The organism is Rhodococcus sp. WWJCD1 (assembly GCF_002258735.1).
Classification (GTDB): Bacteria; Actinomycetota; Actinomycetes; order Mycobacteriales; family Mycobacteriaceae; genus Rhodococcoides.
This window is the reverse complement of the sequence record NZ_NOXY01000011.1, coordinates 47,670-67,474: the sequence shown is the minus strand read 5'-3', so window position 1 is coordinate 67,474 and position 19,805 is coordinate 47,670. Positions and strand designations below refer to the sequence as shown.

Genomic DNA, 19,805 nt, shown 5'->3' with positions numbered 1-19,805 from the left:
TCCTCCACTCCGCGTGTGTGGCCGATGCCACAGAGCGCAAACTTAGTATAAACACCGGTTACATGTAAAAGGAACCATGTCGGTCGCGAATGAGAGACTTCTGCAATGACCGACCCCTCCCCAGCGGCAGTTCCCCCGAGCACCGTCCCCATCACGTGGCCTGCCGAGTGGCCGGCCGAGGTTCGACGGATCGCCGATGCCACGAACGATGCCCTGGCCGCTGTTGCGGCGGGGGATCCGATCGCGTTCGACGACGCCGTCGAGCTGTTGGGCCGCTCGGACTCGGCGCAAGCCGGTCACGTGCATGCCGAAATGGTACGCACGTTGCTGGAAGAGGTATATAGCGACGGATTGACCGGCGAGAACGTCCAGGAGGTGCTCGGCCGCACCGTACGAGGCGCACACTGGCTGCCGAATCTGGATATCGCCGGGTTCGTCGAGGTGCTCACCGGAGCCCTGGGTGTCGCAGACACGGAAGAGCAATCCCGCTCCAGGCCCCGTCCGGCGCACGCGTTGTTGGTGGTTGCGGACCTACTTGCGGTGCGCCGCGCCAGGGCCGAGACCTACCTGCGCCGGGCGTTGGCCGAAGTCCACCGAGCCGAGACGATCGAGATGCCCTAGCGAGATCTTCGCCTGTCTTGCACGAGTGCTAGACAGGCGAAGAAAGCGCTACCGATCCAAAAGGTTGGCGCCGGCGATGACTGCCCTGATGGACGACAGGATCGCGTCGGCATCCATGCCCATCGACCATTCGCGTCGACCGTCACGCTCGGCCAGCACGAATGTGGCCGTCTCCGAACCGATGCTCTGCTGGTGGAACGAGAGAATCTCGATGCGGAATCCGGCATCGTGCAACATCGACGACAGTGCCTCGATCGGCCCGTATGTCATTGCGGCACAGTTGATGATGGTGTCGCCGATGCCGAAGGTGGCGTCGAATTCGGTCCTGCCACCAGGTGCCCTGCCGGCAGTCCATGACCCCAGTCGGAGCGGCCCGGTGGTGGGTGAGAAGCGTTCGGTGAAATTCGCCCACGACATGTGTTGCCAGGTGATCTGGTCGCGCATCGTGCGCGGTAGGGCACAGCCGAAACGGGCATGGAAGGGATCTGTGGCGAAAGAAGAAGCAAGTGCATTCATGAGGATGGTCTTCCGAATGTGAAGGGAGGACCGAGAGAGCACGACGACCCGCAGCGAGGGGTCGGTCCGAATCAGACCCCGCTACGGCGGCGTACTACGAGAATGCGCTTCACACCCCAGAAAGTAGTCCTTCGTCGCAGCCGCGCGCAAGTATCGAGTGAATACAGATCTCTAGGACACGAGCTAGATGTCCGCATATATCGCACGACTCGTTGTAACTTTGGCCCCATGGACCCCGTGCGTAACCCTTACGCTCCCGGCGCCGGCCAGCGCCCACCCGAGCTCGCAGGCCGAAAGAAGCAGCTCGACGCCTTCGATGTGGTGCTCGAACGCATCACCCGCGGCAGACCGGAGCGCAGTGTCGTACTCACCGGTCTGCGGGGCGTCGGGAAAACGGTGCTGCTCAATCAGCTCCGGTCCGCAGCCATCGCCCGCGGATGGGGAACCGGGAAGATCGAGGCCCGCCCCGACCAGGAACTGCGTCGACCGCTGTCCTCGGCCCTGCACATGGCGGTCCGCGGTATCGCGGCCTCGCATCGCGATCCCGAACGCGTCGACGAATTCCTCGGGGTGCTCAAGGCCTTCGCTCTGCGCTCCACCGCCGATAAGGGCATGCGGGAGCGATGGCAACCAGGCATCGACGTCCCGGCCAAGACCGGCCGCGCCGACTCCGGCGACATCGAGATCGACCTCGTCGAACTGCTGCTCGACGCCTCCGCGCTGGCCGGCGACGTGGGCGTGGGCATCTCCATCTTCATCGACGAGATGCAGGACCTCGGGCCCGCAGACATCTCCGCGCTGTGTGCGGCCTGCCACGAACTCAGTCAGGACACCGCCCCGCTGATCATCGTCGGAGCCGGTTTGCCGCACCTGCCTGCGGTGCTGTCGGCATCCAAGAGTTACTCCGAGCGCCTGTTCAGCTACCACCGGATCGGTCGGCTCGAACGAGCCGCGGCCGACCTGGCGCTGATCGCACCGGCCGATCGAGAGGACGTGGAATTCACCCCCGACGCCCTCGACGCGCTGTATGCGGCCGCTGATGGCTACCCGTATTTCGTCCAGGCCTACGGCAAGGCGACCTGGGATCTTGCGGCCGACACCCCGATCACCGTCGAGGACGTACGCGTCGCCGCCCCGACGGCCGAAGAGGAACTGGCCGTCGGATTCTTCGGTTCTCGCTACGAGCGCGCCACGCCTGCCGAGCGTGAATACATGCGCGCGATGGCCGAACTGTCGGTGGACGACGGCTCGGTGCCGACCTCGGCCGTGGCGACCGAACTGAAGCGCAAGCCGGCGTCACTGTCCCCGGCCCGCGACGGCCTGATCAAGAAGGGCCTGATCTACTCGGCCGAGCGCGGCACCATCGCATTCACGGTGCCGCACTTCGGTCGCTATCTGCGCGCGCAGACCGACGAACCCGCGGCGGTGTGAACTATCGGTGCGCCTCGGCTCGCTCGACGCACAGTTGCTCGAGCTTCCGCACTGCCCTCGGGTCGGAGCGATCGACGTTGACGAGGTCCGCGTCACCGTCGTAGAAATCGATCAGTCGCTGGTCCATCACCCGGCGCCACAGCGGCGGAATCAGCGAGCAGAAGATCATCACGGCGTATCCGGCCGGTAGCTGCGGGGACTCGTCGACGGTGCGCAGGGCCTGGTAGCGGCGAACCGGATTGGCGTGATGATCGCTGTGTCGCTGCAGGTGGTAGAGGAACAGGTTGCTCCACAGGTGATCGCTGTTCCAGCTGTCCCGATGAGTCGGTTTGCCGTATCGCCCACTGGGCCGCTTCCGCCGCAACAGCCCGTAGTGCTCGAGGTAGTTGGCCGCCTCGTACAGAACGATGGCGATCGCGGCCTGCAGCACCAGATACGGCACGATCACGGTGCCGAAGACGGCGATCAGGACGCCGAACAGTGCAACGCTCATGGCCGCGGCGTTGAACAGATTGTTTCGGTACGACCACCGCGACAGGCCTTGCCGGGCGAGGCGTCGGGATTCAAGCTCCCAGGCCGAGCGCAGGCCGTGCACGACGGTGCGCGGCAGAAACTTCCAGAACGACTCGCCGAACTTCGCCGATGCCGGATCCTCCGGGGTGGCAACGCGGAGGTGGTGGCCGTGATTGTGTTCGACGTAGAAGTGGCCGTACAGCGTCTGTGCCAACGTCACCTTCGAGAGCCATCGTTCGAGGCGGGCACGCTTGTGGCCCAGTTCGTGGGCGGCGTTGATGCCGACTCCGCCGACGATGCCGACGGTGATGGCCAGGCCGATTCGCTCGGGAACCCCCAGCGGTCCGTGCGCCCACAGGTAGCAGGCGGCAACGAGTCCCGCGTACTGCAGCGGCAGGAACAGGTAGACGCACCATCGGTAGTAGGGGTCCTTCTCCAGCGCAGCGATGGCCTCGTCGGGTGGATTGCTGCGGTCGACACCGGCGAACTTGTCCACCAGGGGCAACGCGATGCCCATGATCATCAGGCCGAGGGTCCAGAAAGCGCCGGGACCGAGGAGGGTCACCAGACCCCAGGCCAGGAACGGACTCAACGGAATCGTCAATCCCAGCGGCCACAGGTAGCGCTTGGGGTCGCGCCACCGAGGCGACGTGCTGGTGGCGGACTGATCACGCATTCTGGATTCGTAACTCCTGGTTTGTGGCCGAACCTCGGGCCGAGGTTCGGAGGTAGTGGCGTCTCACAATGACATCGCCCGCTCGGCCAGGATAGTTACTCGAACGAATCTTTGCGGGTTCGCCGATGGGCCGTCGCACGACCCGCCACCCTTGTACGGTGACCGCATGAAGCATGTCGATTCGTCGTTCACCGGAGTCCACGGAACCCGAATCGTCTACGACGTCTGGACCCCCGAGACTGCGGCCGAGAACATACCGACCGGGGTTGTCGTGCTGGCCCACGGCCTGGCCGAGCACGCGGGCCGGTACCGGCACGTCATCGAACGGCTCGGCTCTCTCGGCCTTGTCGTCTACGCGCCCGATCACCGCGGGCACGGGCGCTCCGGCGGCAAGCGGGTGGCATTGGCGAAGTGGTCCGACTTCACCGACGACCTGCACACGCTGTTCGGAATCGCAGCCGACGAGTACCCGAACAAGCGCACTTTCCTACTCGGCCACAGCATGGGCGGCGCGATCGCACTGTCCTACGCCCTCGACCATCAGGCCGACCTCGATGGGCTGATGCTGTCCGGCCCAGCAGTGGTTCCCAGCGTCGGGCAACCGAAAGCCCTGGTGGCGGTGGGCAAGATCCTCGGGCGCCTGGTACCGGCCGCTCCCGTACTGAAGCTCGACCCCAACCTGGTCTCGCGGGACAAGAACGTCGTCGACGCCTACGTTGCCGATCCGTTGGGCTACCACGGCAGTGTCTCGGCGGGCCTGGCCGCAGCGATGCTCGGTGCCGGTGACAGTTTCCCGGCGCGCCTGCCGTCGCTGACGATCCCGGTGTTGCTTCAGCACGGAACCGCGGACGGATTGGCCGATGTCTCCGGCAGCGAACTCATCGCCGAGCTGGCCGGATCCGACGACCTGACCCTGAAGAAGTACGACGGGCTGTTCCACGAAGTGTTCAACGAACCGGAGAAGGAGCGCGTCCTCGACGACCTCATCGCCTGGCTGCGTCCGCGAGTACAGACCAGCGCTGTAAGTTCCTGACGGATCTTTTCGATGAAGGGAGTAAGGCCATGACCAGGCGAGCACTCGTATTGGGCGGCGGCGGAGTCGCAGGTATTGCGTGGCAGACGGGTGTCCTACTGGGATTGGCGGAATCCGGAGCCGACGTCACCGATGCGGAGATGCTGCTGGGAACATCGGCAGGCTCCTCGGTGGCAGCGCAGATCTCGAGCGGTGCCACGTTGAACGAGTTGTTCGAGCGTCAGGCAGACGAATCGAAACAGGACGACGAGCCGCACGCCGAGGCAACCATCGACGAGCTGGTCTCCATGCTGGCTCGGGCGGCCCAGAATTCGGACGGCAGTGCCATCGACACTCGCCGACGCATCGGCAGCGAGGCGCTGGCGGCCTCGACGATCACCGAGCGTGAGCGCAGGGCAATCATCGAGCGACGGCTGCCGTCGCACTCATGGCCGATCCGCGACCTGCGGATCGTCACCGTCGACGCGCTGACCGGCCGGCATCGGGTACTCGATCGTGGCTCGGGCGTTCAGCTGGTCGATGCGGTGGCCGCGAGCTGCGCCATCCCGGGAATGTGGCCGCCCGTGACGATCGGCGATCATCGTTACGTCGACGGAGGTATCCGCGCGAGCGAAAACGCGGATCTGGCAGTCGGTTTCGAGAAGGTGCTGGTGTTCAGGGTGGGCGCACTCGACCTGGAGCACGATCCCTTCGACATCGAACGAGAGCGGTTGGTGAAGGGTGGCTCGAAGGTGGAAGTGGTTGCACCCGACGCCGATTCGTCGGCGGCAATCGGCCCCGACGCCACCGACGTCGCCGTCCGATCCGCTGCAGCCGTGGCCGGACGAGCGCAGGGCAATGCCATCGCCGAGCGTATCGCCGAGTTCTGGGTCTAGAGAACCTTTCTAGCCGAACAGTGCGGCCCCGTTTTCCCAGCACACTGCGCGAACCCAGTCGTCTCCCAGGTCGAGTCGGCGCACCGCCTGCAGGGCGTGCAGATACGGGTAAGGGATGTTCGGGTAGTCGCTGCCGAACAGAATGCGATTCTGTAGATCGACTAGCCGTGGCAGCTCGTGTCTCGGAAACGGTGCGCCCGCCTCCGAGAAGTCGGTGAACGACATCGTGGTGTCCAGTCGAACGTTCTCGAAGCGATCGGCCAGATCGAGGAACTCGACATACTCGGGCATGCCCATGTGCGCGATGATCAACGGCAGCTTCGGGAATCGTTGCAGCAGCTCGGCAATCGGCTCCGGTCCGGTGTGGGTGCCGGGTGCCGGACCGGAGCCACAGTGGATCACCACGGGTACCTGCGCGTCCGAGAGCGCGCCCCAGACGCCGTCGAGCAAGGGATCGTTCGGTGAGTAGTTGCCGACCTGAATGTGCGACTTGAAGATTCGGGCACCGTTCGTCAGTGCCTGCTCGACGTACTCGGCGGCACCGTCCTCGGGGTAGAAGGTAGCGGTCTGCAGGCAGTCGGGAGTACGCGCCGCGAAGTCGGCACCCCACGAGTTGAGCCACGCCGCCATCGACGGCTTGTGCGGGTAGATCATCGAGGTGAACTTGCGCACCCCGAACCCGCGAATGACCTGTAGTCGTCGGTCTTCGGCAAAGCGATACGAAATGGGCCACACACTGCCGGTCAGCGGCCCGGCACTGTCGAAGTAACTCCACACCTTGTCCATCACGTTCTTCGGCATGAAGTGTGTGTGGACGTCGAACAGGCCGGGCAACGACAACTCGGTCCAGAAGGCGACGATGCGTTCCGTCTCTTCGAGAAGTTCGGCGTCGGAGCGCGGTTGTTCAGCGTGCGACATGGGCGTCGAACCACTCGAGAGTTTTGCCCCAGGCATCGGCCGCGGCGTCGGCGTCGAACACGGCGGGGCGGTCGTCGCAGTGGAACCCGTGCTTGCCGTGGGCGTAACGGGTGATCTCGGTGTCGACGGGGGCCGTTGCGGTGATCTCGCGCAGCGTCTCGACGTCCTGGAACGGAATGCCCTCGTCCAGGTCTCCGAAGAATCCGTGCCAGGGTGTCTGGAGTGCGTCGCCCACCGAGTCCATCGCGGGATAACCGAAGCGGCCCTTCGTGATTCCACCCCCGTAGAACGTCGATGCCGCACCGAGTTGCCGTCGGACAGCGGTATGGAACGCGACAGTGCCGCCCATGCAGAAGCCGACGATCGCGATGGACGAGGGCTCGAATCCCAGTTCGGCGAGCGCACTCGCCGCCGCGTCCACGTCGGAATCGACCTCGTCCGCCTTCAATTTCCCGATGGCCGCCATGGCCGAGTCCATGTCCGAGTAGTCGAGCACGGTGACGCCGTCCTGCCGGTGGAACAGATGCGGAGCGACCGCGACCCACCCTGCGGCCGCTACCCGATTGCAGACGTCGACGATGTGGTCGGTGACGCCGAATGCTTCTTGGATGACGATGACGCCGCCGCGGGCGGTTCCGTCGGGCTGGACGACGGTGAGGGGAGTGGTGTTCACCCTTCGATTGGAGCACAGCAGGAGAGGAGCCTGCGGAACGACCCAGTAGTGCAGGAGTGGAGCCTGCGGAATGACCCATTCGGCCAGCCAGTACCGCATGCCGGTAGCCGCGGTGAGTTCGGCTGTTTTGTACGGTGGCGTGGAGGGAACGATCCCGACCGAGAGGACCATTCATGCGCGCGGTACAGATCTCCAGCCTCGACGGACCCGACTCGGTGAGCGTGGTGGACATCGACGAACCTGCCCCGCGCGACGGGTCGGTGGTCATCGAGGTCCATGCCGCGGGCGTCGCCTTTCCCGATGCGCTGCTCACCCGTGGGCTGTACCAGTACAAGCCGGAATTGCCGTTCGTTCCCGGAAGCGAGATCGCCGGTGTCGTCCGGTCGGCTCCGGCGGAGTCCGGCTTTTCGGCAGGCGATCGCGTCGCAGCGCTGACGGGCTTGAGTGACGGTATGGCCGAGGTCGCCGTGGTCTCACCCGATACGGTGTTCGCACTCCCGGAGTCGGTATCGCTCACCGCAGGGGCTGGGCTGTTGTTCAACGACTTGACGGTGCACTTCGCACTGCGCGAACGCGGCCGGCTGGCGGCGGGCGAGACGGTGCTGGTGCACGGTGCCGCCGGCGGTATCGGAACCTCGGCGCTGCGGATGGCTCCGGTGCTCGGTGCGTCCCGGGTGATCGCCGTCGTGAGCTCGGAGGCCAAGGCCGACATCGCCCGCTCCGCCGGAGCCACCGACGTCGTTCTCGTCGACGGGTGGAAGGACGCGGTCAAGGAACTGACCGGCGGACGCGGCGTCGATGTGGTCGTGGATCCGGTGGGCGGCGATCGGTTCACCGACAGCATCCGATCGCTCGCACCGTCGGGTCGAATTCTGGTGCTGGGCTTCACCGGTGGTGAGATTCCGACGGTGAAGGTGAATCGGCTACTGCTCAACAACGTCGATGTCGTCGGCGTCGGTTGGGGCGCGTGGTGGATGACGCGGCCGGGCTACCTTGCCACCCAGTGGGCCGAGATCGAACCGCTGCTCGCCGACGGTTCGCTCGTCGCTCCCGAGCCCTCTGTGTTCCCGGCTGCCGATGCCGCTGCGGCCATCGCGTCACTGGAAAACCGCACTGCCGCAGGTAAAGTGGTGCTCGACTTCAGTCTGTGATCGGGTGTGCGGGCTGCCGGGTCACTCCGGCAGTTCGACGCCCCTCGCCTCGGCCAAGGCGGCTATCTCGGCGGGGAAGACATTCTTGAAGACGAACGGGTCCGTGCCAAGAGCCCAGTTGGGTGCGAGTTCGATGGCGTATCTCTCGAAATAGCCGAGTTGCTTGGCCACCAGGATCAACTCCTCGGGGCTCGACGTCTTGTATTGCTTGCCCATGTTCACCAGGGCCCGGATGAAGTCCGCCAGACTGAAGTGCGCGAGGGTCGTCGAGAGCATCGGGGCGAAGACCGACTGCAGTATCGCCCCGACCTCGGCGTCCGAACCCATCTGTGGTGCAACGATTCCCAGGCGTTTGACGGTGCCTGCGAGCCGGGTGAAGTCGCCGTCGATCACGGTGGCATGGAACAGGTCCAGTAGCAGTGCGCGCCACTGTTCGTCCACCTCGCCCATGACTCCGAAGTCGAGGAACGCCACCCTGCCGTCGTCGAGCACCCACACATTGCCCGCGTGCACGTCGCCGTGAAAAAGGCCGTGCAGCACAAGCGCTTCCATCCAGACCTTGGCCGCTCGGCGGACGATGAGCTCGGACTGCTCCCCGGGCTCGTAGCGGTCGAGTGGGGAACCGTGCATGCGTTCCATACAGATGACGCGGCCGCCGCAGTAGTCGAGGAACACCTCGGGGGCGGTGACGTGCTCGTTGTCGCCGAACGCGCCGATGGCCGCGCGAAAGCTGTCCTGCCGCTTCGCTTCCACGGCGCTGTCGAGTTCCGCGAAGGTGGCAGCATGCAGGTCCACGATGATGGCCGACGCATTGGCGGTGGCGAAGAACGGAATGAACTTCTCCAGCCCGCGGGCGATGAGGTACGCGATCCGTAGATCGATCTTCATGCGGTGGTAGATCCCTCGCCGCTGCACCTTCATGACCACTTCGCGCCCGTTATCGCGGCGCACGCACAGGTGTACCTGAGCAACCGACGCGGACGAGAGTGGCACGTCGTCGAACGAGGAGAACAGATCGTCGATTCCGCGGCCGAGATCGGCCTCGATCACCGCGCGTGCCTGCGAGCCGGGGAACGGTGGAACCTCGTCGAGGCACCGCAGGCACGTATCGGCGAGGACCTTCGGGAACAGACCCGGTGAGGAGCCCATGAGCTGCCCGACTTTGACGAATGTGGGTCCGAGAGCGAAGAAGGCGTCGACGACGGCCTCCGACGCATGTAACGGCCACCCGCGTCGGGGCGCACGAACCCAGCGTCCGATCGCGACGACCTGGAAGTACGTCAACACCGAACCGATGACGATCAGCCGCAGCAGTTCTCGTATGCGGAAAGTCCTCAGCTCGGGTGCGGGCTCGGGCGTCAAGGCTTCGGGTACAGCGGGCTCGGGTGTCGTGTCGTCGCGCGTCATGCGTGCGCTCCTGCGGGCAGGCGTGCGGCCGATGCTTCCAGCCTCGACAACAGTCGATCGAATCTCGTCTCGTCGTCCGATGCGCGCGAGAGCACCAACGCACCTTGGATGCCGGCGACGATCTCCTCGGCCAGTTCGGCCGCCGACTCGCCGTGTCCGAGGCGATTCAGTACCGGGGTGAGTGCCTCGATCCAGTGCGCGAAATGTGTTGCGACGCGTCCCGAGAAGGCCGCGCGCTCCAGTCCGAGTGTGAACGCCCCGAACAGGCACACCAAGCGATTGGAGCGGAAGTATCGGGCGGTCTGCTCGAACATGTCGTGCGTGGTCGACGCGGCATCGGTGCCGTGCCGCAGCGGCTCGAACACGTTGTGGTGAAACCACTGCTCCACGTCGTCGAGGACGGCCTCGGCCATCTCCTGCTTGCCGCGCGGAAAGTAGTGGTAGAGACTGCCTTTGCCCAGGCCGGTCTGCCTGCTGATGACCGCGAGAGACGAACCGTCGAACCCGTGGTCGCGGAACACCCCTGCGAGTATCGGCACCACGTCGTGGCGATCGCTCATGAGCCGGTACTGTACCAATCGGTACACGCCGGGTATATCGGGGTCGAGTAGGCAGTGAATACTGCAGTTGTGAAGAGAACTACGGTCCTGGCCGCTGGAGCCTTTCTCGTCGGCGGGGTGACCTATCTGGCCGCTGGAGCCTTTCTCGTCGGCGGGGTGACCTATCTGGCCGCCGAAGCAGTAGCGGCGCTGGGCTGGACCGATCGGCCGTACAGCTACGCGCGCAACAACATCAGTGACCTCGGGATTCCGGACATCTCACCGTGGCACTCGGTGATGAACGCCGGTTTTGTGGTCGACGGCACGCTGTTCGTTCTTGCCGGCCTCGGATTGTCGGTGTTGTTCGAGGGTCGAGCGCGGTGGATCGTGCTGGGTACCTCGGTTGTGCACGGCGTCGGCAGCATCGTGGTCGGGCTCGCGCATGCTTCGGTCGACGGAGCGTCGGCACCGCACGCGGCGGGCGCGGGTATGGCCATCATCGGCGGAAACCTGGTGCTCCTGGCTGCAGGCCGGTACGGCGGCCGCGTCGGAGCGCCGCGGTGGTACACGGCGGGCAGCGCCCTGGCCGGTGTCGTCGGCCTGGCCGGTTTCGCGCTCTTTCTCGCCGACACGGGCATCCTCGGCGGCGGAACGTTCGAGCGGATCTCGGTCTACACCATCATCGGCTGGGAGATCGTCACCGGCGCAACGATTCTCGCGGAGCGACGCCTATCGAAATCTCGGTGACTCCTTGGCGAGAAAGGCGCGCACGCCTTCCCGCCCGTCCGTCGACCCGAATGCTTCCTCGAACACCGGCAATGCCCGTTGTGCCGGTTCGTACGGGGATGGCCCGAAGGTGAGCTCGAGTGCTCGCTTGTTCGCGTGCACCGCAGAACGGGATTTCCGAGCGAGCGTCTGCGCCAGGTCCAAGGCGACAGACAGCGATGCACCGCGCGGCGCCACCCGATTGATCAGACCCCACTCGAGCGCGGTCTCGGCGGTGATCGGCTCGCCGAGCAAGACGAGTTCGGCTGCGCGGGCCTGACCCACACGGCGCAGCGCGCGCATCGATCCGCCGCTGCTGGGGATGACGCCGAGGTCGATCTCCGGCAGTCCGAGTCGAGCTCCTGCATCGGCGACGACAAGATCGCAGCACAGCGCCATCTCGAGTCCGCCGCCCAACGCGAATCCGTCGATCGCCGCGACCGTCGGAAGCGGCAGTGCGGCCAGCAGATCGAGCGTGGCGTTCTCGAGGGTGCTCTTGCGTGCGAGCACGTCACCGTCGTTCTGCATCTCCGGCATCTCGGAGATGTCCGAACCGGCGCTGAACACCCGCTCGCCGGTGACGACCACCGCTCGAATTGTGGCGTCCCGAGCCAGGTCTCGCAGAACGGCATGCAGCCGCCGCGTCGCCGGACGGGTCAGCGCGTTGACCGGTGGATTGCTCAGCGTGATCTGTGCGACGGCATCGAACGGATACGACAGGACAGGCGAAGACTCGGTGTGCATACCGAGAACCGTAGAGCGTTGACCAGGCGATTGGGAGACTGCCGGGATGGCATGTACGGTTGAGAACACACAGCGCGGGGTGGAGCAGCTCGGTAGCTCGCTGGGCTCATAACCCAGAGGTCGCAGGTTCAAATCCTGTCCCCGCTACTACATACGTCAGGCCCGACACATCGTGTCGGGCCTGACGTGTTTCGTACGTATCAGGGTTGCAGTCTGAACTGCACGACGGCCGTGACGTTCTCGATGGCGTCGTCGAGTGCCGTCTTGCGGGCCCGGGCGTCCGGTGCCGACAGAATGTCGAGGCGATCGGACTGACCCATCGGAATCAGTGCAGCCAGCGACCAGATTTTCTCGGCGGCCGAGATCGGCAGGCTCAGAAAGTCCGGAAAGCCCGGAGTGGCAATGTTTTCGGTGGATTCGAGTCGGCCGATGAGCTCGTACAGATCCTCGACCCGCGCCCAGGTGGTGTCGAATTCGGTATCGGCGATCACCGACTCGGCGTCCTCGTCGTCCCACGGTCGAACGTCTGCCAAGGGGTAGGGATCGTCGGGCAGCCAGGCGTCGATCCGGATCCGTTCGCCGCCGACGCACTCGAGTAGGTACCTGCCGTCACCGATGGCCTCGTGTCCGATGATGTGCGCAACCGTCGCCACGTCGTGCCGAACGTCGCCGCCCCCGGCCTCGTGGCCACGCGCGATGAGCACAACGCCGAAGCTCGGGTCGTCCTGCTTCAGACAGTCTTGGACCAGCGCCTGGTAGCGAGGCTCGAAAATGTGCAGCGGTAGACGTTCGCCGGGAAGCAGCACGCTCCCGAGCGGGAACATCGGGATGACACTCACGGGCGTTGCAGCGGCATGACTGCCGGAGTGATGTCTTCACGCGCGTCGGTCCCTGCCGCGACGTCCTTCCCCTGCCCGTTCGAGTCCAGGAACTCGTCCAGAAGTCGGAAGAAGAAATCGGGCTCGTCGAGCTGCGGAAAGTGGCCGGCATCGGGGAAGATCTCGACGCGGCTGTTGGGCACCTCACGTCGGATGTTGTCCGCGTGTTTGGCGGGAATCATGCGATCTTTACCGCCCCAGACGAGCAGAGACGGAATCGACTCGAACTTCTCGAAATGCTGCTTGGCGCTCACGGTCTGACCGCGCGGGCCGACCACTGCTCGCGTCGACGCCAGAAAGGCCTCGCGAGTGGAGCGGTCGGCGACCGACCGGAACGATCGCCAGGTCTCGGCCATGCTCGGACCGGGCTTGACCGGAAGGCCCCACTTGCCCAGCTGTGACAGTGCGCCCTCGGCGTTCTTGCGGAACCAATCGGACGCAAGCAGCGGCAGTACCAACTCGCTGCCGGGCAGCGTCGCGGCCTTGAGCAGGAGGCTCACTTCGGGGCCGAGGCCGCCACTGCTGACCAGGGCGAGGCGATCGACCCGTTCGGGGAAGAGATACGTCAACTGCATGATGATGCCGCCGCCGAGGGAGTGACCGACCAGGGGAGCGGAGTCGATCTTCAGATGATCCATCAGATCGCGAATGGTGGCCGAGTGCGAGCTCAGCGAGTAGTCACCGGTCGGCTTGTCGGACTCGCCGTGCCCGAACAGGTCCGGCGCGATCACCCGGTACTTGTGCGAGAGGCGCTCGAGCTGGGGGGCCCACGATTGATGCGACCCGAGCAGGCCGTGCACGAGGATCACGGGCGGACCGTCGCCGATGTCAACGTAACGCAGGACGTCCTTGTGTAGTTCCACGGACTGCAATTCGTACGATGAACTCATTGTCGGCCTCCCTGTCGAATAGTTCGGACCTGTCGCGCCTTCTGGCACAAACGTACAAGCTGTACCGCGGTCGCGACAGACCGTCCTACGGGCTGCCGGGCTTCAGCGCCCGCTGCCGACGGTGTCGTCGATGATCTTGGCCAGCTCCTCGGCCATCGGTTCGCTCAGCATGTCACCGTGATCGCCGTTGATGTCGACGAAAGTCAGTTCACCACGAGCAACTGTCTGCCACGACCGGGCATCTTTCACGTTCTCCGCTGTGCGAACCACGGTCATCGAGCCCGACCACGGAGTCGGCACGTGCTTGTTCAACGCCACGTACCCGATGCTTGCGAAGACCAACCATTCCATGGTCGTCGGGTACCGCAGCAACCCGGCGAACTGCATGCGGATCCACAGAGCGGCCGTGCCGAGGCGGCCGAGGTGGAAGCCCGCTTCTTCCCGCGTCTGGGCCGGAGGTGCAGCCGGAACGTCGGTACCGCCGGGCAGCTTGTCCAGCAGATGCCGAAACAGCCGGGTGTCCAACAGAAGCAGGTGCGGAGATCCGAGACCACAGTCTCGGATTCTCTCGGCCATCGCGATGGCGATCCACCCGCCGAGCGAATGGCCGACCAGATGGAACGGTCCCTCGGGCTGGACGGTGCGTATCGCGTCGACGTATCGCCTCGCGGTTCGCCGGATGGTGCGGTCCGGTCGTCCGCGCTTACCCCGGCCGTGCGCCTGCAATGCGTACACCGGATGGTCGTCGTCGATGTGCTTGACGAGTTTGAGGAATGCCATCGCGCCGACGCCGGCTCCGCCGATCAGGAAGATCGGTGCCTTGCTGCCCTCGGTGCGCAGGGGCACCAGCACGTCGTGTTCGCCGGACGTGCGTCGACGAACGGTGGCCGCGTCTCGCAGGCGGGCATCGACCGTCGTTGCGAGCGTTCGAACGGTCGTCGCCGCGAACACGTCCTCCGCCGTGAGATCGACCTTCAACGTGTCCCGCAGTTGGGCCAGCATCGCCGTTGTCGTCAGCGAGTTACCGCCGAGAGCCAGGAAGTCCTCGTCTCGGCCGATGGAGTCCAGACCGATGGCAGCCCGGGCAGCCTCGGCGACGATGTATTCGGTCGGCCCGGCCGCTGTTCGCTCGACCCGCCGATCCGCGGGCTCGGGCAATGCCCTGCGATCGAGCTTGCCGCGTTCGTTGCGCGGCATCGCGTCGAGCGCAACTATGTGCGTGGGCACCATCCATTCCGGCAAGGTCCGGCGCAGCGACGCTCTTATCTCGCCGACGGAGGGCCGCTTGGCCGATCCCGCCGAGCACACGTAGGCCACCAGGTCGGTGTCGGTACCCGAGTGTCTGCCGATCACCGCGGCCTCGTCGATCTCCGGCATGGCTCGCAGGGCTGCCTCGATCTCGGCCGGCTCGACCAGGTAGCCGCGAACCTTGACGGCGTCGTCGATGCGTCCGGCCAGATGCAGCGTCCCGTGTTCGTCCAGACGCCCCAGATCTCCGGTTCGGTACCGGAACAGGCCATCGTCGAGGGCGGCGAATCGTTCGGAATCCAGACCGGCATCGCCGAGGTAGCCGTCGGCCAGGCAGGTGGACGTGACTCGGACTTCGCCGATCGCGTCGGGCACACACACCGAGCCGTCGGTGGCGACGACCTCTACGAGCTTGCCGGGGATGGGCCTTCCGGCCGGTAGGAAGCCGGACGGCAGCGTTCGCTCCGGTGGGAACTCGCTGTAGGCGACGGCACCCGCCTCCGTGGTCGCGTACCAGTTCACCACCGTGGCTCGCCCGTCGAACATTTGCCTGAAATTGTCGACGTCGTCGGAATGCAGGGACTCCCCGTACGTGGTGACCACGCGCAGACTGGGCACGGCAGCGTGCCCGTGGTCGGCTGCCGCGATCGTGCGCAGAAGTGACGAGGAGCAGTGCAGCGTGGTCAGTGAATGTTCGGCGATCCATTCGGCAGTGTCGGACGGGACACCCGACCGAGGGTCTCGGCAGTGGACCGCGGCACCGCTGAGCAGCCCTGCGAAGAGCGTGTTCAACCCGGCACCGAAACTGACCGGCAGCGAATTTCCGATGCGATCGTGCGGGCCGACCGACAACGCGGTGGCGACCTCGTATGCCTTCGTCAGACACATGCGATGGCTGAGGATCACGCCCTTGGCGGTGCCTGTCGATCCCGAGGTGTAGTTGATCACCGCGGTGTGATCACCCGACAGTGTCGGGAGCGGCACGCAGGAATCCACGGTCTCGGCAACGGTGGAGGCGTCGATCGCCGTCGCACCGGCTCGGTCGATGATCGTGGCGCGTCGCTCGGCGGGAAGCATGGGATCGAGCGGCACGAGAGGGTGACCGGAGGCGACGACGGCCAGCATCAGCACGATCGAGATCGGAGTGTCGTCGGTATCGACGGCAAGCGGCCGAGAGTCCCCGGGGAAGAGGGTGGCGATCTTCCGGGCCTGCGAGTATGCGCGGTGCAGCAGTTCGTCGAAGGTGAGCGAGGTTCCGCCTACGGAGAGTGCAACGGCGTCCGGCAGGACGTGAGCGACTTCCCGGTAGCGCGCCATCAGCGTGTCGCGGCTCTCGGGCCGGCACAGTGGAGCCAGTGCGGGACGGGTGGGTGCATCGATGTCTTGAACCGACATGATTCTCCTTGCACGAGCCCGACCCGTGATGACAGAGTTGGTTTGCGGACTGCAAACCTACTTGAAGACTGTTTTACCGTCTCAAAGGTAGACGTGCATCACCTTTCGGCGCAAGCCAAAAACCGGACATTTCACAACAAATAGGTGTCGTTGCGAAATGCCCGGTCGGGTTCGGCAGTACTAGAGGTCTGCGATCGCCTCCAGAGGCTTCGTGCGAGCCGCCCGCACAGCAGGCCACAGTGCGGCCAGAACTCCTACGACGGCGGATCCCACCAACATGGACGCCACCTGACCCCAGGGGACGGTCATGGTTCCCAGGCCCTCGTCGCGCAGGGTCTGCACGAATCCCCAGCCGAAGGCGATGCCGAGGACGACGCCCACGATCGCGCCGAACAGCGCGATGAGCAACGACTCGAGGTAGATGATGCGGCGAACCTGTGGACGTTGCATGCCGATGGCCCGCAGCATCCCGATTTCTCGCCGACGCTCCACGACGGACAGGGCCAGCGTGTTGACGATGCCGAGCACGGCGATGACGACGGCCAGTGCCAACAATCCGTACAGCACCGCGAGCAGGGTGTCGATCTGTTGTCCCTGGCTGCCCTTGAACTCTTCGACGTCCTGAACCTGAACGACGACGAACGGCTTGGTGGCGGCCTCGAGGTCGGTGCGAAGCGTCCCGAGATCGGTCCCCGGCACCGCCTTGACGAGCACCAGAAGATCCGACCGAGTGATGGACGGCGTCACTTTCTGATAGATGTCGCCCGAGACGATCCAGTTTCCGATCAGCGGATTGTCGGTGAACACCCCGGTGACGGTGACCGGCACCGAAGCCCCGTCCACGGTGTCGAAGGTGACCTGGGTGCCTACCGTCCATCCGCGGCCGGCGGCCTCGGTTTCCGATACCGAGAAGCCGTTGCTGTCGAGGTCTGCGGTGCCCTGGACCATCGACAGATCGAGCAGGCCTTCCGGCGAACCGTCGATGGCGGCTCCGTACTCCTCCTGGCCGGCGATCGTGACGAACACCGGGTGCAGAACTGCGGTTCGGTCCACGCCGTTCACCTGTTGCGCTGCTGTGGTGGCACCGGTCGGAACGCCGATCGACTGGGGGCCCGAGAGGATGTAGTCGGCCTCCACACCGGTGTCGACGAGCGAATCGACGCTGGCCTTCGCAGTGGATCCCAGTACGCCGATGACGGTGACGAGCATGAGGCCGAGCATCAGAGCGAAGGCGGTGGCCGCGGTGCGACGCGGGTTGCGCACGGAGTTGGTCCTGGCCAGCCGTCCGATCGCTCCGAACGGACGGGTGATGACGGCACCGAGTGCACCGACGATGGGCCGCGACAGGGACGGCGCGGCCAGTGCGGTGGCGACGATGAGTGCGACCGCACCTGCCCCGACCGTCGCGGCCGCGGCTCCGCCGGTCGATTGTGCGCAGATGACCAGTGCAGCCGCGCCGGCGATTCCCAGCCCGACGCCCACGAACGTCCGAGTGCGCAGGGTGTCGCCGGCCGAGGCGAACTCCTCGCGCATCGCGGCGACCGGCGGAATCTTGGCCGCTCGCCGCGCCGGTGCGTATGCGCTCAGGACGGTGACGATGATGCCGACCGCGAAGGCGACGGCGACGGTTCGGGGTTCGAGTGCCAGTGGCCCCGACGGCAATCCCAGATCGAAGGCGTTGAGCAGTGCGCGCAGGCCGTAGGCCAGCCCGACTCCGCCCGCGAAGCCGAGGACACTGCCGATGACGCCGACGACGAGTGCTTCGAGTACCACCGAGCGGCTGACCTGGCCGCGGCTGGCCCCGATGGCCCGCAGCAGCGCCAGCTCACGGACTCGCTGGGCAACGATCATCGAGAACGTGTTGTAGATGATGAAGGTGCCGACGAGCAGTGCGATTCCGCCGAAGGCGAGCAGGAAGTAATTGATGAACGACAGGGCCGACTCCACCTCGGCCTGGGTCTCTTCCTGTACGTCCGCGGCCGTCTGCACCTTCAGGCCGGGGAGCGCCGCGGAAATCTCGTCCCGCAGATCGCTCTGCGTGAGCCCCTGGGCGGTGAGATCGTTACCCGCGACGTCGATGTACTGCACGTGGGCCCCGTCGGTGAACAACTCGTTCGCCTGGCTCTGCACGAACTGGATTCCGATGTAGCCGCCGGATTCTGTTGCAGTGGAATAGATTCCAGAAATCGTGATATCGGTGATGCCCTTGGACGGCACGAGCACCTGGGTGGCGTCGCCCACTTTCAACCCGGCACGCTCGGCACCACCGGCATTGATCGCGACCTGCCCGGGAGCGGTGGGAGCCGAGCCGTCGACGAAGGTCGTCGGATCGCCCAGTCGTTGGTCTTCCGGTAGGTAGGACTCGCCGATGGTCGGCGCCCCACCGGATTGCACGGCGGCACCGTCGGAGCCGAGCAGTACGAGCTGTCCGCCGACGTACGGCGACACGGCGCGCACGTTCGGCAGGGCCGAGATCGCTGCGATGTCCTCGTTGGGCACCCCGCTCGAGCGCGCGTCCTCCGGGCTCACTCGGACATCCGCGCCTTGCGCAGTATCGGCGAACAACGAGGAGAAGGTGCGCTGGAGGGTGTCGGTGAAGACGAACGAACCCGCGACGAACGCGGTGCCCAGGACCACGGACAGAACCGTCAGTGCCAACCGAACCTTGTGTGCTGCAAGGTTTCTCAGTGACACCTTGCGCATCGGATTGCCCGCCGACTTTTGTCGTGGAGGCTTGTTGGAGACAGAATGCGCCATTATCGGACCGTCTCCAGCTTCTTCATCCGCTCGAGTACGGCGTCGGCCGTGGGCGAGTTCAGCTGATCGATGACGGCACCGTCGGCGAGAAACACGACGCGGTCCGCATAGCTGGCCGCGCGTGGATCGTGGGTGACGATGACGACGGTCTGGTCGAATTCGTCTGCGGCAGTGCGCAGAATCGACAGGACCTCGCCGGAGGAACGGGAATCCAGGTTGCCGGTGGGCTCGTCGCCGAACACGATGTCGGGTCGGCCGGCGAGCGCGCGGGCGCACGCCACTCGCTGTTGCTGCCCGCCCGAGAGTTCGCTGGGTCGGTGATCGAGGCGATCGCGGAGGCCGAGTCGGTCGACGACGGTGTCGAGCCACCCCTGATCCGGGGCGCGGCCCGCGATGTCGAGTGGCAGGGTGATGTTCTCCAGCGCGGTCAGTGTGGGCACCAGATTGAATGCCTGGAACACGAATCCGATTCGGTCCCTGCGCAATCCGGTCATCTCCTTGTCGGAGAGCGCCGTCAGCTCGGTGTCTCCGATGGTCACCGTGCCCGACGACGCGGTGTCCAATCCGGCCAGGCAATGCATGAGGGTGGACTTGCCCGAACCCGACGGGCCCATGATGGCGGTGAATTCTCCGCGAGCGAACTCGACGCTCACCCCGGACAGTGCGTGCACCTGGGTGTCCCCGGAACCGTAGACCTTCGATACGTCGACCGCGCGCGCGGCAATGTCGCTCATACGCTCCAGTGTTTCAGTGTTCTGCGCCGGTTGCTATCAGG

Annotated in this window: 18 protein-coding genes and 1 tRNA gene; 7 read left to right on the top strand and 12 right to left on the bottom strand. The window is 65.4% G+C overall.

The window, feature by feature from the left end; genetic code table 11:
* Nucleotides 1-105: 105 nt before the first annotated feature.
* Nucleotides 106-621, top strand: a complete 516-nt coding sequence (locus CH286_RS07230) for an HD domain-containing protein (RefSeq protein WP_052064928.1) — start codon at nucleotides 106-108, stop codon at nucleotides 619-621.
* 48 nt (nucleotides 622-669) lie between these two features.
* Here the strand turns inward: CH286_RS07230 and CH286_RS07225 are convergent, their stop codons facing one another.
* Nucleotides 670-1,137, bottom strand: a complete 468-nt coding sequence (locus CH286_RS07225) for an alpha-isopropylmalate synthase regulatory domain-containing protein (RefSeq protein ID WP_094608803.1) — start codon at nucleotides 1,135-1,137, stop codon at nucleotides 670-672.
* Between the two features lie 228 nt (nucleotides 1,138-1,365).
* On the opposite strand from CH286_RS07225, the gene CH286_RS07220 reads away from it, so the two are divergent.
* A complete protein-coding gene (locus tag CH286_RS07220) occupies nucleotides 1,366-2,568 on the top strand; it encodes an ATP-binding protein (protein ID WP_032402181.1) in 1,203 nt (400 codons plus the stop codon).
* Between the two features lies 1 nt (nucleotide 2,569).
* On the opposite strand, the gene CH286_RS07215 is transcribed toward CH286_RS07220, so the two are convergent.
* Nucleotides 2,570-3,757, bottom strand: a complete 1,188-nt coding sequence (locus tag CH286_RS07215) for an alkane 1-monooxygenase (protein WP_094608802.1) — start codon at nucleotides 3,755-3,757, stop codon at nucleotides 2,570-2,572.
* 166 nt (nucleotides 3,758-3,923) lie between these two features.
* On the opposite strand from CH286_RS07215, the gene CH286_RS07210 reads away from it, so the two are divergent.
* Together CH286_RS07210 and CH286_RS07205 are read left to right on the top strand one after the other, a co-directional pair.
* Entirely contained in the window at nucleotides 3,924-4,790 is an 867-nt protein-coding gene (locus CH286_RS07210) for an alpha/beta hydrolase (RefSeq protein ID WP_094608801.1), read from the top strand.
* Between the two features lie 29 nt (nucleotides 4,791-4,819).
* Entirely contained in the window at nucleotides 4,820-5,665 is an 846-nt protein-coding gene (locus CH286_RS07205) for a patatin-like phospholipase family protein (protein ID WP_094608800.1), read from the top strand.
* A 9-nt stretch (nucleotides 5,666-5,674) separates the two neighbouring features.
* Here CH286_RS07205 and CH286_RS07200 read toward each other — a convergent pair whose 3' ends face one another.
* The gene (locus CH286_RS07200; protein ID WP_094608799.1) at nucleotides 5,675-6,583 is read right to left on the bottom strand and encodes an amidohydrolase family protein; all 909 of its coding nucleotides are present in this window, start codon (nucleotides 6,581-6,583) and stop codon (nucleotides 5,675-5,677) included.
* The gene (locus tag CH286_RS07195) at nucleotides 6,570-7,427 is read right to left on the bottom strand and encodes a dienelactone hydrolase family protein (protein ID WP_094608798.1); all 858 of its coding nucleotides are present in this window, start codon (nucleotides 7,425-7,427) and stop codon (nucleotides 6,570-6,572) included. The genes CH286_RS07200 and CH286_RS07195 overlap by 14 nt, the downstream gene beginning before the upstream one ends.
* Before the next feature lie 2 nt (nucleotides 7,428-7,429).
* On the opposite strand from CH286_RS07195, the gene CH286_RS07190 reads away from it, so the two are divergent.
* The gene (locus CH286_RS07190; RefSeq protein WP_032378580.1) at nucleotides 7,430-8,407 is read left to right on the top strand and encodes an NADPH:quinone oxidoreductase family protein; all 978 of its coding nucleotides are present in this window, start codon (nucleotides 7,430-7,432) and stop codon (nucleotides 8,405-8,407) included.
* Between the two features lie 21 nt (nucleotides 8,408-8,428).
* On the opposite strand, the gene CH286_RS07185 is transcribed toward CH286_RS07190, so the two are convergent.
* On the bottom strand, nucleotides 8,429-9,814 hold the full coding sequence (locus tag CH286_RS07185) for an ABC1 kinase family protein (RefSeq protein WP_094608797.1): 1,386 nt from the start codon (nucleotides 9,812-9,814) through the stop codon (nucleotides 8,429-8,431).
* Nucleotides 9,811-10,374, bottom strand: coding sequence for a TetR/AcrR family transcriptional regulator (locus tag CH286_RS07180; RefSeq protein WP_176458174.1), 564 nt, complete (start codon nucleotides 10,372-10,374; stop codon nucleotides 9,811-9,813). The genes CH286_RS07185 and CH286_RS07180 overlap by 4 nt, the downstream gene beginning before the upstream one ends.
* Before the next feature lie 69 nt (nucleotides 10,375-10,443).
* On the opposite strand from CH286_RS07180, the gene CH286_RS07175 reads away from it, so the two are divergent.
* Nucleotides 10,444-11,100, top strand: coding sequence for a DUF998 domain-containing protein (locus CH286_RS07175; RefSeq protein WP_176458173.1), 657 nt, complete (start codon nucleotides 10,444-10,446; stop codon nucleotides 11,098-11,100).
* Here the strand turns inward: CH286_RS07175 and CH286_RS07170 are convergent.
* Nucleotides 11,083-11,862, bottom strand: coding sequence for an enoyl-CoA hydratase/isomerase family protein (locus CH286_RS07170; RefSeq protein WP_032402176.1), 780 nt, complete (start codon nucleotides 11,860-11,862; stop codon nucleotides 11,083-11,085). The genes CH286_RS07175 and CH286_RS07170 overlap by 18 nt on opposite strands.
* 73 nt (nucleotides 11,863-11,935) lie before the next feature.
* On the opposite strand from CH286_RS07170, the gene CH286_RS07165 reads away from it, so the two are divergent.
* Nucleotides 11,936-12,009 (top strand) — tRNA-Met (locus CH286_RS07165).
* A 53-nt stretch (nucleotides 12,010-12,062) separates the two neighbouring features.
* Here CH286_RS07165 and CH286_RS07160 read toward each other — a convergent pair.
* From CH286_RS07160 to CH286_RS07140, 5 genes are all read right to left on the bottom strand, one after another.
* Nucleotides 12,063-12,701: an LON peptidase substrate-binding domain-containing protein gene (locus CH286_RS07160; protein WP_032402175.1), complete on the bottom strand. Its 639-nt coding sequence runs from the start codon at nucleotides 12,699-12,701 to the stop codon at nucleotides 12,063-12,065.
* On the bottom strand, nucleotides 12,698-13,630 hold the full coding sequence (locus CH286_RS07155; RefSeq protein ID WP_037172476.1) for an alpha/beta fold hydrolase: 933 nt from the start codon (nucleotides 13,628-13,630) through the stop codon (nucleotides 12,698-12,700). Before CH286_RS07155 ends, CH286_RS07160 begins: the two co-directional genes overlap by 4 nt.
* 102 nt (nucleotides 13,631-13,732) lie before the next feature.
* Complete coding sequence (locus tag CH286_RS07150) at nucleotides 13,733-16,273, bottom strand: alpha/beta fold hydrolase (RefSeq protein ID WP_094608795.1); 2,541 nt, start codon at nucleotides 16,271-16,273, stop codon at nucleotides 13,733-13,735.
* 180 nt (nucleotides 16,274-16,453) lie between these two features.
* Nucleotides 16,454-18,976 (bottom strand): ABC transporter permease, encoded by a 2,523-nt coding sequence (locus CH286_RS07145; RefSeq protein ID WP_094608848.1) that lies wholly within the window; start codon nucleotides 18,974-18,976, stop codon nucleotides 16,454-16,456.
* A 53-nt stretch (nucleotides 18,977-19,029) separates the two neighbouring features.
* Nucleotides 19,030-19,764, bottom strand: a complete 735-nt coding sequence (locus CH286_RS07140) for an ABC transporter ATP-binding protein (protein ID WP_032378575.1) — start codon at nucleotides 19,762-19,764, stop codon at nucleotides 19,030-19,032.
* Nucleotides 19,765-19,805 lie beyond the last annotated feature (41 nt).